Below are 13831 nucleotides of genomic sequence, written 5' to 3'. Positions count from 1 at the left end.
ACCCAGTCCGCTGCCTGCGCCCCGACAACCGTGTTTATACCAAGTTGCATTGACAGGACCCTACAGCCAGTTGTTCCCCGGCGAAGGCCGGGGAACTGCCCTACGGGTCAGCATAATCGCATTATAGTATCAGTCGATGATCGCGGTCGATCCCGACGGGAAATCGACGCCCGTAAATTCGGGATAGGCGGCGCGCAGCAGGGCGACCTGCTGCGCATTGTCGATGCGGACGAGGAACCATTGTCCGTCGTCCTTGAGCGCCAGCGTGCTGGTCTTGCTTTGGATCTTGCCCGCGTCGGGGATGGCGATGACGCTTTGCGTCGGTATCAGCATATAGGTTCGGCTGCGGTCGGGCGTCGTCGCGACCTTTGCGGCGGACATATCCATGCCGAAGGACAGGAATGTCATGCCATCGACCGCCGCGAACGCCTGCGCGGCGACCATCTCCTTCAGCTTGCCTTCGGGCAGACCGACCTTCTCCGCCATGACGCGCAACAGACGCGGCGGAATGAAATCGACGCTTTGCGCCACGCGCCCTGCCTTCATCGCCGCGTCGAAGTCCGCGATCCGGCTTTCGATGACCGATCGATCGGCCGGTGCGATTTCCTGCGCCCGGGCCTGTATGCCGATCGAGCCGACCAGTAGCCATGCGGCCAACCCGATCGCTTTGCGCTTCGTCTTCGTCATGCGGGCGCTCCTATGGTCGTCGCGCGGGGCCGGTCGAACACACGAGTCGGCTTTCCGCCCAATTGGGTGTCGGTGAGGGCAAGGAAGCCCAGCTTTTGCGCCACCTTGATCGATGCCTCATTGCCCGGATCGATGATGCAGCGCAGCGATGGCGCTTCGATATGGGCGTCGGTCCAGTCGACGATCGCCTGCATCGCTTCGGTGGCGACCCCCCTGCCCCAGGCCTGTGGCCCGAGCACCCAGCCGGCTTCGGGTACGCCTTCCAGTTCGGGCAGACCCCGTTCGGCGCTGAGCAGGCCCGCTTCGCCCAGGAAGGCGCCGCTATCGCGTTCCTCTATCACCCACATGCCATAGCCCAGCAGCGACCACATGCCCGCATAGCGCAGGATGCGGAACCACACCGCCTGGCTGTCCAGCGGCTGGCCGCCGATGTGCCGCACGACATCGGGGGCCGCCCATAAGGTCCGGCAGGCACCATAATCCTCGACGCGATGCGGGCGCAGGGTCAGGCGGGGGGTTTGCAGCGTCGGGACATCGGTCATGCGCCGATAAGAGACGCGTGCAATGCGCCGGTCAAGCCGCCGGGGACGTTCAAAGCAGCGCGATGCGTATCAGTGCGGCCCAGTGGGTTGGGCCGGGTTGGGAAAGCCATCGACAGCGCAGGGAAGAAAGCCGTAGCGATCGAACCACCGTTCAGCCAATGTCCAGGGGACTGCGCGATCCGGGCGGCCGCCGACCGACCCTGTCATGGATGTTAAGATGAGTTGTTTACAATCATGTCCATAAAACGCGCGCGCCTCAGCCCGGACGAAAGCCGCCTCGTCGCGATGGAGGCAGCGCGCAACCTGTTGATCGAAACGGGGCCGCAGGCAGTGACGCTGAAGGCCGTGGCGGGCCGGATCGGGCGGACCCACGCCAATCTGCTGCATCATTTCGGGTCAGCGGCGGGGCTGCAAAAGGCGCTGGCAGGGCATCTGGCGGACATGATCACTGCCAAGATCGGCGCGGCGGTCAACGCCGCGCGGCGCGGCGAGGTCAGCCCGCGCATCATCGTCGACATGACGTTCGACGCGTTCGACCGGGAGGGGGCGGGCGCGCTGGCAAGCTGGATGCTGGCGTCGGGCAATGAGGATGCGCTGGACCCGGTGGTGGAGGCGATCCACCGGCTGGTCGATAAGCTGGCAGCGAGCGCGCTGACGCCCAATCTGGCCGAATTGATCCGCGAGAATACGCTGATGCTGGTGCTGCTGGCGCTGGGCGATTCGCAGCTGGGCGGCGCGATGGCCGATGCGCTGGCCCTGCCGCGCGAAAAGGCGCGCGACATCGCCACGCGCAACCTGACATTCGCCCTGATGCAGGAAGCCGCGGCGATGGCGGCGCAGGCCAAGGGATCATCCGATTAGGACGATCCATATGACTTTCGTTTGCGCGTTCCGCGCGCCGTCGGCCGTCCCGGCCGCGTTCTACAATGCTCTAAGGTTTAACTTTGCGCGATTAAGCGTTATGGGCGCGCCATGCATTTTCTCGATCAAGCCAAAATCTATATCAAATCCGGCTGGGGCGGCCCCGGCGCGGTCAGTTTTCGCCGCGAAAAATATGAGGAATATGGCGGCCCGGACGGCGGCAACGGCGGCAAGGGCGGCGACATCATCTTCGAAGCGGTGCAGGGCCTCAATACCCTGATCGATTTCCGCTACACCCAGCATTTCAAGGCGCAGCGCGGCACGCCCGGCATGGGCAAGAACCGCTATGGCGCGGGCGGCAAGGACCTGATCATCAAGGTGCCGGTCGGCACCCAGATCCTGTCCGACCCCAAGCCGATCGAGGGTAGCGAGGACGAGGACGGCTATCCTGATTACGAGGATCAGGACGTTCTGGCCGACTTCACCGAAGTGGGGCAGCGCGTCACCTTCCTGCGCGGAGGCGATGGCGGCCGGGGCAACATGTCCTACAAGACCAGCACCAACCGTGCGCCGCGCCAGCATGGGACGGGCTGGCCGGGCCAGGAAATGTGGGTGTGGCTGCGGCTGAAGCTGCTGGCCGACGTGGGCCTGGTGGGCATGCCCAATGCGGGCAAATCGACCCTGATCAACCAGGTGACGAACACCAAGGCGAAGGTCGGGGCCTATGCCTTCACCACCACCAAGCCGCAACTGGGCGTGGTGCTGCATCGCGACCGCGAGTTCGTGCTGGCGGATATTCCCGGCCTGATCGCGGGTGCGGCGGAAGGCGTGGGCATCGGCGATCGCTTCCTGGGGCATATCGAGCGCTGCCGCGTGCTGCTGCACATGATCGACGCGACGACCGACGATCCGGTCGAGGCGTTCCATATCGTGACCGAGGAACTGGCCGCCTATGGCGAGGGGCTGGACGAAAAGCCGCAGTTGGTGGTGCTGAACAAGGGCGACCTGCTGGGGCAGGAACTGATGGAAGATATTGCCGACCAGTTGCGCGAGGAAGCGGGCGTGGAGGACGTGTTCATCATTTCGGGCGCGACCGGCGAGGGCGTGGGCGCACTGCTGGACGCGGTGCTGCTGATGATGGACGAGGATGCGCGGGACGCGGAAGGCGGCGATGCGGGCGGCGGCGGCGAGGCCTGGTCGCCGATCTGACCATCGGTCAGACCCTCGCGCCGTTCGGGCTGAGCTTGTCGAAGCCCTTTACTATCCTTCAAAGAAGAATGGCCCTTCGACAGGCTCAGGGCGAACGGATTGATAGCTGTGCCTTCTAACCCCCTCTCCGGCTTCCCTCCTGCCCTGGTCCGCCGCCTGGTCGTCAAGATCGGGTCGGCTTTGCTGGTCGATCCGGCGGGCGCGGTGCGGGTGGACTGGTTGCGCACGCTGGTCGCCGACGTCGCGGCGCGCAAAAGCGCGGGGCAGCAGGTCATCATCGTGTCGTCGGGCGCGATCGCGCTGGGTGCGCGGCGGTTGAAGCTGCCCAAAGGCGGGCGCGGCAGTTTGGAAGACGCGCAGGCGGCGGCGGCGACCGGGCAGATCGCGCTGTCGCAATGCTGGGCCAGCCTGCTGGACGAACAGGCCATTACCGCAGCCCAGATGCTGGTGACGCTGGACGACCTGGAAAATCGCCGCCGCTACCTGAATGCGTCGGCGACGCTGGAGCGGCTGATGGCGCTGGGCGTGGTGCCGGTGGTCAATGAAAATGACAGCGTGGCGACAGCCGAAATCCGCTTTGGCGACAATGATCGGCTGGCGGCGCGCATCGGACAGGCGGCACGGGCTGACGCGGTTGTGCTGCTTTCCGATGTCGACGGGCTTTACACCGCGAACCCACACGCCGATGCCAGCGCCATGCTGATTGAAACGATAGAGACGATCGACGCGCGGATCGCGGCGATGGCGGACGGCGGCTCCGCGTCCGGCATGGGATCGGGCGGCATGGTGTCGAAAATCCAGGCGGCGCGGATCGCGACCGGCGCGGGCGCGCATCTGGCGATTATTTCGGGCAAGGTCGATGCGCCGCTGTCGCACTGGGCGGATGGCGGCAAGGGGTCGATCTTCCTCGCGGCGCAAGGAAAAGGGGCGCGCAAGGGCTGGCTGGCCGGGCGATTGACCACGCGTGGGCGGATCATCGTGGATACAGGCGCAGAACGGGCGCTGGGCAAGGGTAACAGCCTGCTGCCCGCAGGCGTCGCCAGCGTCGAGGGCGTGTTCGATCGCGGCGACGTGGTGGATATCGTGGCGCAGGACGGCCGGGTGATCGCGCGCGGGCTGATCGAATATGATAGCGAGGCGGCGGTGAAGATCGCGGGCAGGCGCAGCGAAGATATCGCCGCGCTGCTGGGTGAAATGCCCCGATCGGTGCTGGTCCATCGCGACCATATGGCGATGGTCTGAGGCCGGTGCAGCAGATGCGGATTGCCATAACCGGCGCGACGGGCTTCGTCGGCGCCGAAACGCTGGAACAGGCGCTGAGCGACGGGCTGCGGATCAATGCGCTGACTCGCCGGGCACAGCCGCCGCGCGCGAAGCTGAAATGGGTGCATGGGTCGCTGGAGGATGCAGCCGCGCTGGATACGCTGGTGCGGGATGCCGATGCGGTGATCCATATCGCCGGGGTGGTCAATGCGCCCGATCGCGACGGCTTCGAAGCGGGCAATGCACGCGGCACCATGGCGGTGGTCGATGCGATGCGGAAACGCGGGATCAGGCGGCTGGTCCATGTGTCGTCGCTGGCCGCGCGCGAGCCGGACCTGTCCGACTATGGCTGGTCCAAGGAGCTGGCCGAGAAACATGTGAAGGCGAGCGGGCTGGATTGGACGATCGTGCGGCCGCCCGCCATTTACGGGCCGGGCGACCGGGAGATGCTGGAACTGTTCCGCATGGCCAAGCGCGGGATCATGATGCTGCCGCCGGGCGGGCGGCTGTCGGTGATCCATGTCGGCGACCTGGCGGCGTTGCTGCTGGCGTTGACGCAGGAGCGCGAGAACAGCCTGACGCGCACCTATGAGGTGGATGACGGTACGCCGGGTGGATGGGATCACCAGGATTTCGGCCAGGCGATCGGTCGCGCGGTCGGCAAATCGGTCAGGACATTCGCAACGCCGCAATGGCTGCTGAACGTCGCCGCGCGGACCGACCGGATGCTGCGCGGCCGCCATGCGAAGCTGACGCCCGACAGGGTCGATTATTTCTGCCATCCCGACTGGGTCGTTGGGAAGCGCAGGCAGCCGCCCAAAAGGCTGTGGCTGCCGCAGGTGCGGACCGAGGACGGCCTGCGCGCGACGGTTGCGGCCTATCGGGAGAAGGGGTGGCTTTAGGCGTGGAGTTTCGCAGAATTCGGCGTCGATAGGGGGATGGTTTGGGTGGATTGCCGACATATAGCCCCTCCCTTTTAGGGAGGGGTTGGGGTGGGTAGTGAGCGCAGCGAACACCGGCTCCAGCGACGGTAGAGCGCCGCTAACGCGGCGCACCCACCCCCGGCCCCTCCCTAAAAGGGAGGGGAGCAGAATGAGCGCCTTCTGACCGCCACCTGACACGCCCGCCCAATTCACCGATCCTCTACCGCTGGCTTGCTCGCCCGCTGTTCGGCCAGAAATTCGCTGATCGCCTGGCCGCTGGCGTTGAGCAGCGGGTAGGTGCGCGCGTCGGATAGCCAGTCGGGGCGGCGTGCGCCGCTGCCGTAGAAGGTGTCGTAGACGAGGCTGAAGGTCAGGAAGAGGAGGGTCGCGCCGATGAGGCCCTTCACCGCGCCGAAGCCTGCGCCCAGCACGCGGTCGACGGGGCCGAGGATCGACTGGCGCGTGCGGCGGCCGATGGCGTGGGCGATGAGCTTTCCGGCGCCGAAGGTCACCCCGAACACGAGGACCAGCGCCAGCATCGCCGCGCCGCTGCTGTTGCCGACGAAGGCGCTGAGCAATTCGGTGGCCGACGCATGGAACAGGCGGATCGCGAAGATCGCCAGCACCCAGGCGATGAGCGAGAGGGTTTCCAGCACGAACCCGCGCAGGAGGCCCAGCACGGCGCAACCGCCGATGGCGAGCAGGACGAGGATGTCGATGGCGTTCATGGGCGAGCCTGTATGTCCTGACGCTGTTCCCAGGCGAATGCCGGGTTCCAGTTCCACGCTCTCAACTGGACCCCGGCCTGCGCCGGGGAACAAGCTGGAGATTTCCCGTTGTCGCTATCCGCGTCCCAGCATCTGGTCAACAAGCTGTGCGAGGGTGCGGAAACCGCTGACCGTGATTCCCTTCACCCCATCGACGGCAGACGCGGGGATATAGGCGCGGTTGAAACCGAGCTTCGCGGCTTCGCGCAGGCGCAGCGGGCTATGGGCGACGGGGCGGATCTCGCTCGACAGGGCGACTTCGCCGAACAGGACGATGTCGACGGGGACCGGCCGTTCCGACATGGCGGAGATGAGCGCCGCCGCGACGGCCAGGTCGGCGGCCGGGTCCGACAGGCGATAGCCGCCCGCGACGTTCAGATAGACTTCGCAGGTGGAGAAGCTGAGGCCGCAGCGCGCCTCCAGCACCGCCAGGATCATCGCGAGTCGGCCGCTGTCCCAGCCGACCACCGCGCGCCGGGGCGTCGCGCCGCTGGACAGGCGCACGACCAGCGCCTGGATTTCGACCAGCACCGGGCGGGTGCCCTCCAGCGCGGGGAAGACGGTGGCGCCCGTCACCGTCTCGTCCCGGTTGGTGAGGAACAGGGCGGACGGGTTGGCGACTTCCTCCAGCCCCTCCGCCACCATGGCGAAGACGCCGATCTCGTCCGTGCCGCCGAAGCGGTTCTTGACCGCGCGCAGGATGCGATATTGGTGGCTGCGTTCGCCCTCGAACGCCAGCACCGTGTCGACCATATGTTCCAGCACGCGGGGCCCGGCGATGCTGCCATCCTTGGTCACATGGCCGACCAGGATCAGCGCGGTGCCGCGCTGCTTGGCGAATTTGATGAGTTCCTGGGACGAGGCGCGGACCTGGCTGACGGTGCCGGGTGCGCCTTCGATCAAGTCACTGTGCATGGTCTGGATCGAATCGATCACGAGCAGGGCGGGCGGCGGCCCCTCCGACAGCGTCGTCAGGATATCGCGGACCGAGGTGGCACTGGCGAGCATGACCGGGGCGTTGCCCAGGCCGAGGCGCTGGGCGCGCAGGCGGACCTGATCGGCGGCTTCTTCCCCGCTGATATAGGCCACGGAAAGCCCACGCGCGGCGATGCGGGCGGCGGCCTGCAGCAGCAGGGTCGATTTGCCGATGCCCGGATCGCCGCCGATGAGCGTCGCGGAGCCATGGACGATGCCGCCGCCCAGCGCCCGGTCGAATTCGGCGATGCCGGTGCTGGTGCGCGGGGGCAGTTCGATCCTGCTGTCGAGGCCGACCAGCGTGATGGCGCGTCCGCCATTTTGCAGATCGTGGCGGGCGGAGAAGACGGTTTCAGCCGCTTCCTCCACGATGCTGTTCCATTCGCCGCAATCCTCGCACTGGCCCTGCCACCGGCTGGCGACCGTGCCGCATTGCTGACAGACGAATTTGCGTTTTGCCTTGGCCATGATCGCGATATGCAGCGCGTGCGCGAACATTGCAAGAACATCGAACCCCTGGCTGGAAACATCCCACGCGCTGGCGCATTGGAGGGGCATGAAGACAATCCGCGTCGCGAGCTACAATATCCGCAAGGCCATAGGCACCGATCGACGGCGGATGCCGGAACGGGTGCTGGAGGTGCTGGCGGAAGTGGATGCGGATATCATCGCCCTGCAGGAGGCGGATCGGCGGTTCGGTGTGCGGTCTGCGGCGATCCCGCCGCTGCTGCTGGACAGCCAGAGCGGCTACAAATCCGTGCCGTTGAACGTGCAGGCCGATTCGATGGGCTGGCACGGCAATGCGCTGCTGGTGCGCAAGGACGCCGAACTGGGCGCGCATGACGTGCTGCACCTGCCCTATCTGGAGCCGCGCGGGGCGACCATGGCGGAGGTGACGGTGAAGGGCGCCGCCGTGCGGGTGTTCGGCATGCATCTGGACCTGTCGGGCCTGTGGCGTCGTCGGCAGGCAGCGGCGGTGATCCATGCTGCGGGTCAGGGCCAGGACATGCCGACCGTACTGATGGGCGACCTCAACGAATGGAGCGCCGGACGCGGCTGCCTGGCCGATTTTGGGCGGCACTATAGCTTTGCCCCGTGCGGGCGGAGTTTCCATGCGCGGCGGCCGGTGGCCTGCCTCGACCGGATCATGCATTGCGGGAAACTGACGCTGCAAGATTGCGGCGTGCATGCCAGCGCGGCGGCGCGGAAGGCGTCGGACCATCTGCCGATCTGGGCGGAGTTTGCGGTTGGGTAGAGGCTCCTTTCCCACTTTCTCCAAGAAAGAAGAAAGGCCCCCCTTCGACTGCCTGCCTGCAGCAGTCGCTCAGGACAGGCTTCGACGGGCTCAGGGCGAACGGATTGAGAGGTCGGCACAAGGCTATGGCTAAACCCTCGACAAGTCCCCTGCCCTCTGCGACGTTCGCGGCATGAAGGAGCGGGAATTGCGCCTGGCGCTGGTCTGCTATGGCGGCATCAGCCTGGCGATCTACATGCATGGCATCACCAAGGAGGTGTGGCACCTGGCGCGCGCCAGCCGGGCTTTCCATGAAGGCGGGCCGCCCGGCACGGGGAGCGAGGCGGTCTATCGCCGCCTGCTGGCGGATATGGAAACAGCGAGCGGGGTGCGGTTGCGCGTCATGCCCGACATCATCGCGGGGGCGAGCGCAGGCGGCATCAACGGCATATTCCTGGCGCAGGCGATCGAGACGGGCCAGTCGCTGGAGCCGCTGACCACCCTGTGGCTGGACAATGCCGATGTCGACCAACTGCTGGACCCCGACGCCCGCCCCGCCCGCGCGTTGACCAAATTCTGGGCGACGCCGCTGGTATGGATGGCGGCGCGGCGGCCGGGCGATGCGGTGGAGCGGACCGTCGCGCCCGACACGCGCGAGGAAGTGCGGATGAAGCTGTCCCGCTTCATCCGATCCCGCTGGTTCGAGCCACCCTTTGGCGGGGACATATTCTCCAACATGCTGATCGACGCCTTCGACGCGATGGCCGCGTCGGAGCGGGGCGCGCCCTTGCTGCCCGACGGGCATCCGCTCGACCTGTTCGTGACCGTCACCGATTTCGAAGGCCATCCGCAGAGCCTGAACCTCAACAGTCCAGCGCAGGTGATCGAGACGGAGCATCGTCTGTCGATCGGCTTCAAGGCGCGCGGGCGAGGTGAACGCGCCTTTGCCGATCCGGCGGAACTGGTGTTTGCGGCGCGGGCGACGGCGAGTTTTCCGGGGGCGTTCCCGCCCTTCACCGTGCGCGAACTGGACCGGGTATTGCACCGTCGGCATCGCGGCTGGCCGACGCGCGACGCTTTCCTGGCGCGCGCCCTGCCCCGCCATGCCGCGCGCGGGACGGTGGAGGACGCCGTCCTGATCGACGGATCGGTGCTGGCCAACGCCCCCTTCGCCCAGGCGATCGGCGCGCTGCGCAACCGCCCGTCGCGGCGCGAGGTCGACCGGCGGTTCGTCTATATCGACCCCAAGCCGGGGCACCGATCGATCCGCCTGAACAAGGAAGGCGAACAGCAGGACATCCAGGCGGGCGAGCATCCGCCGCTGCCGGGATTTTTCCGCACCATATTCGGCGCGCTGTCCGACATTCCGCGCGAACAGCCGATCCGCGACAATCTGGATGCGATCGATCGCCATTCGACCGGCATCCGGCGGATCAGGCGCATATTGGACGCGCTGCGCCCCGGGATCGAAGCGGAGGTCGAAAGCGCGATCGGCAAGATGCTGTTCCTGGACCGGCCGACGCCTGCGCGCCTGTCCGCCTGGCGCGCCAAGGCGCAGCAGCGGGCGGCGAGCGCGGCGGGCTTCGCCTATCCGGCCTATGGGCATCTGAAATTATCGGGCATCGTCGAATTGCTTGGCGCGCTGCTGTTCCGACTGAGCGGCGAGGACAGCGCAATGATGCGCGAAAGCTATCGCCAAGCGATCTGGGCCGTCATCCGCGCCGAGGGGGCGGACCAGTTGAGCGAGGCGAACGGGTCGGCCTCCGCCCCGGTGGCGTTCTTTCGCGCCCACGATCTGGCGTTCCGCATTCGCCGCCTGCGCTATCTGGCGCGGCGGCTGGCCGACACGCTGGAACTGGAAGCAGAGGCCGATGACCCGGCGGTGCAGGCGATGCACGACGCCATCTATGGCGCGCTGGCGCTCTATGCCGAATGCGAGGATAGCGATTTTCATGGGGCGGAAGTCGTCGCCGCGGCGAAGAACGTGCCGACCGACGCTGCCGCCGCGCTGGCCGCAGTGGCGCAGGGGCGCGACCTGCAAAAGCGGGATCAGGCGGCCGACCTGTTGCTGGCCGACGCCTTCGCCGCGCTGCCCAAGGCGGGGCGGCGAACGATGCTGCTGGCCTATCTGGGCTTTCCCTTCACCGATATCGCCACATTACCGTTGCTCCAGGGTGACACTCTGGATGAATATGATCCGGTGAAGGTCGACCGGATTTCGCCCGAAGATTGTTCAGCGATCCGTAGCGGCGGCGCGGCCGCCACGCTCAAAGGGATTGAATTCAACAACTTCGGCGCGTTCTTCAGCAGGGTCTATCGCGAAAACGACTATCTATGGGGCCGCCTGCATGGCGTCGAACGCCTTCTGGACATCGTGATTTCGGCAATGCCCATGGCAAGCCGCCTTTCGCCCGAGGCGCTGGCCGACTATAGGCGGGCCGCGTTTCTGGCGATCCTGGACGAAGAAGAGTTGCGGCTGCCCCATGTAGCCGATTTGATCGCCAGCTTGCGGGAGGAGATCGGGTGAGCGGGCGTTTTGGTCTGGTTCCTATGCTGCTGACGCTGACCTTGCTGGTCGGCTGTCGCGGCGCATCCGCCGACAGTGCGCAGACCGACAATGGCGCCGCGCCGCCCGTCGATGTCGCCGCCACGGTAGAGCCGCAACCCGCGCCCTTGCCGCTCGAAAATACCGTCGCTCCGGTCAAGGCGTCGCCGGTCGTGACGGTGCGCGCCCAGCCTGCGCCGCTGCACGCGCTGGACCTGCCCCCGTCCGACGACGACATGTCCGCGCTGCCCTTCCCCCAGGAAGTCACCAGCTTCATGGTCGACCGCGACGGATGCGACCATTTCCGGGGCGAGCAGCCCTATGATGCCGAGCGCCGCGCCTATATCGCCGAGAATATCGCGGAATTGTGCCAGGGCACCGATGCGCGGCTGGCGATGTTGCGGCGGCGCTATGCCGGGGATCGATCCGTGACGGCGGCGCTCAAGGGCTATGAGGCGCATATCGAGGGTGTGACGAGCTATTGAGGACTGGGGATTTAGGATTGGGGGGCATCCCTGCCATTCTTGCTGCCGTCATGCTGAACGTGTTTCAGCATCCATCCAGCCCCTCCAGCATCGCACGATGTGGAGAGATGGACCCTGAAACAAGTTCAGGGTGACGATAAGGACTGCATTCCATTTTAGCCGCATCCGCCGCAATCACCCCGCCAGCGCGTCGATCGCCTTCGCCAAATCGATGTCGCGTTGCGACAGGCCGCCGGCGTCGTGGGTGGTGAGGACGATGTCCACGCGATTATAGACGTTGGACCATTCGGGATGATGATCCGCCTTTTCCGCCAGGATCGCGACCTGCGTCATGAAGCCGAAGGCCCCGACGAAATCGGTGAAGGTGAAGCGGCGCGATATGCCGTCCGGATCGGCGACGCTGGTCCATTGCGGCAGGTCGGCGAGCGCCAGGGCGCGGCTTTCGTCGCTGAGTTTATCGATCATGTCCCTATCCTCATGAAATAGCTTGGGCTATGTGGCAGGCATGTCGCATCACGGTCAACCGCCCCGCTTTGCCCCGACGCCCCAGGAGATCGAGACGCTGGCGCTGGAGGCGTTGAGCCGCCTGCCCGACCCGTTCAACGCGCATCTGTCCGATGTCGTTTTGTTCGTGGAGGAATTTGCGAGCGCAGACATATTGAAAGAGATGGAGATCGACGATCCGTTCGGGCTGACCGGCCTGTATAGCGGACGCCCTGTGGGGCAGGAGGCGCAGACGGGGGACATCCCGCCGACCGTCCATCTGTTCCGCCGTCCACTGCTGGACGAATGGGTGGAAACGGGCGTGCCGCTGGACGTGCTGATCACCCACGTAGTGGTGCATGAAATCGGCCATCATTTCGGCCTGTCCGACATCGACATGCATGTGCTGGAGGATATGGTCGCTCCATGAGCGAGGCGGCGTTGCGCCTGGACGACGTCGCCTGCCTGCGCGGCGGGCGGATGCTGTTTCGGGGCGTGACCCTGGACCTGCGGCCGGGCGGCGGGGCGTTGCTGACCGGGCCGAACGGTGTGGGGAAATCGAGCATCTTGCGGGTCTGCGCGGGGCTGTTGCCCGCCTTTGCCGGGACGGTGGCGCGGGGCGGCGGCGTGGCGATGACCGACGGGCGGCTGGCGCTGGATGGCGAATTGCCGCTGGGACGCGCGCTGCTGTTCTGGGCCACGCTGGACCGGGCGGGGCCAGACGCGGTCGAGGCCGCGCTGGGGGCGATGGCGCTGACTGGCCTCGCCCATGTGCCGGTGCGGATGCTGTCCACGGGGCAACGCAAGCGCGCGATGCTGGCGCGGGTGATCGCCAGCGGGGCGGGCGTCTGGCTGCTGGACGAGCCGGGCAACGGGCTCGATAGGGCGTCGCTGGACCTGCTGGGCCGTGCGGTGGCGGGGCATCTGGCGACGGGCGGGATCGTGGTCGCCGCGTCGCACCAGCCCCTGCCGATCAATGCGCCCGTCACGCTGGACCTGACGGCCTATCAGGCGGACGGGATGTGAGGATGCTCTGGCTGCTTGGCGCGCGCGATCTGCGGCAGGCCTGGGCTTCGGCGGGGCTGTGGCTGCCGGTCGCTTTCCTGCTGCTGGTCGCGAGCCTCTATCCCTTTGCGGTCGGGCCGGATGCGGCGCTGCTGGCGCGGACCGGCGGGGGTATGTTGTGGATCGCGGCCTTGCTCGCCAGCCTGTTGCCGGTCGACCGGCTGGTCGCGCCCGACATGCAGGCGGGAGTGCTGGACCAGATCGCGCTGCGCGGGGTCGGCGAGGAGACGGTGGTGACGGCGCGGCTGGTCGCGCACTGGCTGGGCTTCGGGCCGCCGCTGATGATCGCCACCCTGCCCGCCGCCGCGCTGCTGAAACTGGACGGCGCGACGATCCTGCGGCTGGAAATGGGCCTGTTGATCGGGACGCCCGCGCTGGCGGCGCTGGGGCTGCTGGTGGCGACGCTGACCGCGGGATTGCGGTCGAGCGGCGCGCTGGCCGGGTTGCTGGCGCTGCCGCTGGCGGTGCCGCTGCTGATCTTTGGCGCGGGGACGCTGGGCGACGGCAGCGGGGCGGCGTTGAAGTTCCTGGGCGCGGCGTCGCTGCTGCTGGTGGCCATCACGCCCTTTGCCGGCGGGGCGGCGATCCGGGCGGGGCGGGAATAGGATTATCGCCGCTTAACTTCGCATATTTCCCGTTCGTTTTGAAATTTCGTTGCTTGGGCGTGATCCTATCGGGATGTCCTGGGCGGGCGCAAGGACGATGGGAAAGAACCGGTCGGTTATGGCATGAATGGGAAGCGGTAGGACAGGTCGGTCCGATACGGGCTTCGCTCAGCATGAACGCGCGGGG

General features: G+C 66.7%; 15 protein-coding genes. 10 read left to right on the top strand and 5 right to left on the bottom strand.

The window, feature by feature from the left end; genetic code table 11:
• Positions 1-129: 129 nt before the first annotated feature.
• A complete protein-coding gene (locus U5A82_RS08610; RefSeq protein WP_326290162.1) occupies positions 130-687 on the bottom strand; it encodes a hypothetical protein in 558 nt (185 codons plus the stop codon).
• Entirely contained in the window at positions 684-1229 is a 546-nt protein-coding gene (locus U5A82_RS08605; protein ID WP_326290161.1) for a GNAT family N-acetyltransferase, read from the bottom strand. The genes U5A82_RS08610 and U5A82_RS08605 overlap by 4 nt, the downstream gene beginning before the upstream one ends.
• Positions 1230-1463: 234 nt before the next feature.
• On the opposite strand from U5A82_RS08605, the gene U5A82_RS08600 reads away from it, so the two are divergent.
• The 4 genes from U5A82_RS08600 to U5A82_RS08585 all read left to right on the top strand — a co-directional run bounded on the left by U5A82_RS08600 (position 1464) and on the right by U5A82_RS08585 (position 5464).
• Entirely contained in the window at positions 1464-2090 is a 627-nt protein-coding gene (locus U5A82_RS08600; protein ID WP_326290159.1) for a TetR/AcrR family transcriptional regulator, read from the top strand.
• A 111-nt stretch (positions 2091-2201) separates the two neighbouring features.
• Positions 2202-3299, top strand: coding sequence for a GTPase ObgE (gene obgE, locus U5A82_RS08595; RefSeq protein WP_326290158.1), 1098 nt, complete (start codon positions 2202-2204; stop codon positions 3297-3299).
• A gap of 99 nt (positions 3300-3398) precedes the next feature.
• Positions 3399-4541 carry a glutamate 5-kinase gene (gene proB, locus U5A82_RS08590; protein ID WP_326290157.1) on the top strand — a complete coding sequence of 381 codons (1143 nt, stop codon included), beginning with the start codon at positions 3399-3401 and terminating at the stop codon, positions 4539-4541.
• A 14-nt stretch (positions 4542-4555) separates the two neighbouring features.
• A complete protein-coding gene (locus U5A82_RS08585; RefSeq protein ID WP_326290155.1) occupies positions 4556-5464 on the top strand; it encodes an NAD-dependent epimerase/dehydratase family protein in 909 nt (302 codons plus the stop codon).
• Between the two features lie 230 nt (positions 5465-5694).
• Here U5A82_RS08585 and U5A82_RS08580 read toward each other — a convergent pair whose 3' ends face one another.
• Positions 5695-6213, bottom strand: a complete 519-nt coding sequence (locus tag U5A82_RS08580) for a CvpA family protein (protein WP_326290153.1) — start codon at positions 6211-6213, stop codon at positions 5695-5697.
• Between the two features lie 114 nt (positions 6214-6327).
• A complete protein-coding gene (radA, locus tag U5A82_RS08575; protein ID WP_326292887.1) occupies positions 6328-7695 on the bottom strand; it encodes a DNA repair protein RadA in 1368 nt (455 codons plus the stop codon).
• A gap of 88 nt (positions 7696-7783) precedes the next feature.
• On the opposite strand from radA, the gene U5A82_RS08570 reads away from it, so the two are divergent.
• From U5A82_RS08570 to U5A82_RS08560, 3 genes are all read left to right on the top strand, one after another.
• On the top strand, positions 7784-8482 hold the full coding sequence (locus U5A82_RS08570; protein ID WP_326290151.1) for an endonuclease/exonuclease/phosphatase family protein: 699 nt from the start codon (positions 7784-7786) through the stop codon (positions 8480-8482).
• Positions 8483-8654: 172 nt separating this feature from the next.
• On the top strand, positions 8655-10988 hold the full coding sequence (locus tag U5A82_RS08565; RefSeq protein ID WP_326290150.1) for a patatin-like protein: 2334 nt from the start codon (positions 8655-8657) through the stop codon (positions 10986-10988).
• Entirely contained in the window at positions 10985-11491 is a 507-nt protein-coding gene (locus U5A82_RS08560; protein WP_326290148.1) for a hypothetical protein, read from the top strand. Before U5A82_RS08565 ends, U5A82_RS08560 begins: the two co-directional genes overlap by 4 nt.
• Before the next feature lie 174 nt (positions 11492-11665).
• Here U5A82_RS08560 and U5A82_RS08555 read toward each other — a convergent pair whose 3' ends face one another.
• The gene (locus U5A82_RS08555) at positions 11666-11956 is read right to left on the bottom strand and encodes a 4a-hydroxytetrahydrobiopterin dehydratase (RefSeq protein ID WP_326290146.1); all 291 of its coding nucleotides are present in this window, start codon (positions 11954-11956) and stop codon (positions 11666-11668) included.
• A gap of 40 nt (positions 11957-11996) precedes the next feature.
• Here U5A82_RS08555 and U5A82_RS08550 point away from each other — a divergent pair, with 40 nt between their 5' ends.
• From U5A82_RS08550 to U5A82_RS08540, 3 genes are read left to right on the top strand one after another with little or no spacing between them, the layout of a single operon-like run.
• Positions 11997-12404, top strand: coding sequence for a metallopeptidase family protein (locus tag U5A82_RS08550; protein ID WP_326290144.1), 408 nt, complete (start codon positions 11997-11999; stop codon positions 12402-12404).
• A complete protein-coding gene (ccmA, locus tag U5A82_RS08545; protein WP_326290143.1) occupies positions 12401-13000 on the top strand; it encodes a heme ABC exporter ATP-binding protein CcmA in 600 nt (199 codons plus the stop codon). Before U5A82_RS08550 ends, ccmA begins: the two co-directional genes overlap by 4 nt.
• Positions 13001-13002: 2 nt before the next feature.
• Positions 13003-13644, top strand: coding sequence for a heme exporter protein CcmB (locus U5A82_RS08540; protein WP_442802162.1), 642 nt, complete (start codon positions 13003-13005; stop codon positions 13642-13644).
• Positions 13645-13831 lie beyond the last annotated feature (187 nt).

Origin of the sequence: Sphingobium sp. CR2-8, assembly GCF_035818615.1 — a bacterium.
In the GTDB taxonomy this organism is placed as follows: Bacteria; Pseudomonadota; Alphaproteobacteria; order Sphingomonadales; family Sphingomonadaceae; genus Sphingobium.
Note: the sequence above shows the minus strand (reverse complement) of the source record. Positions and strands in the feature narration are given on the sequence as shown.

Coding starts and splice junctions, on each gene's coding strand:
- U5A82_RS08610 (WP_326290162.1), bottom strand. CDS start 687: ATGACGAAGACGAAGCGCAAAGCGATCGGGTTGGCCGCATGGCTACTG.
- U5A82_RS08605 (WP_326290161.1), bottom strand. CDS start 1,229: ATGACCGATGTCCCGACGCTGCAAACCCCCCGCCTGACCCTGCGCCCG.
- U5A82_RS08600 (WP_326290159.1), top strand. CDS start 1,464: ATGTCCATAAAACGCGCGCGCCTCAGCCCGGACGAAAGCCGCCTCGTC.
- obgE (WP_326290158.1), top strand. CDS start 2,202: ATGCATTTTCTCGATCAAGCCAAAATCTATATCAAATCCGGCTGGGGC.
- U5A82_RS08585 (WP_326290155.1), top strand. CDS start 4,556: ATGCGGATTGCCATAACCGGCGCGACGGGCTTCGTCGGCGCCGAAACG.
- U5A82_RS08580 (WP_326290153.1), bottom strand. CDS start 6,213: ATGAACGCCATCGACATCCTCGTCCTGCTCGCCATCGGCGGTTGCGCC.
- radA (WP_326292887.1), bottom strand. CDS start 7,695: ATGGCCAAGGCAAAACGCAAATTCGTCTGTCAGCAATGCGGCACGGTC.
- U5A82_RS08570 (WP_326290151.1), top strand. CDS start 7,784: ATGAAGACAATCCGCGTCGCGAGCTACAATATCCGCAAGGCCATAGGC.
- U5A82_RS08565 (WP_326290150.1), top strand. CDS start 8,655: ATGAAGGAGCGGGAATTGCGCCTGGCGCTGGTCTGCTATGGCGGCATC.
- U5A82_RS08555 (WP_326290146.1), bottom strand. CDS start 11,956: ATGATCGATAAACTCAGCGACGAAAGCCGCGCCCTGGCGCTCGCCGAC.
- U5A82_RS08550 (WP_326290144.1), top strand. CDS start 11,997: ATGTCGCATCACGGTCAACCGCCCCGCTTTGCCCCGACGCCCCAGGAG.
- ccmA (WP_326290143.1), top strand. CDS start 12,401: ATGAGCGAGGCGGCGTTGCGCCTGGACGACGTCGCCTGCCTGCGCGGC.
- U5A82_RS08540 (WP_442802162.1), top strand. CDS start 13,003: ATGCTCTGGCTGCTTGGCGCGCGCGATCTGCGGCAGGCCTGGGCTTCG.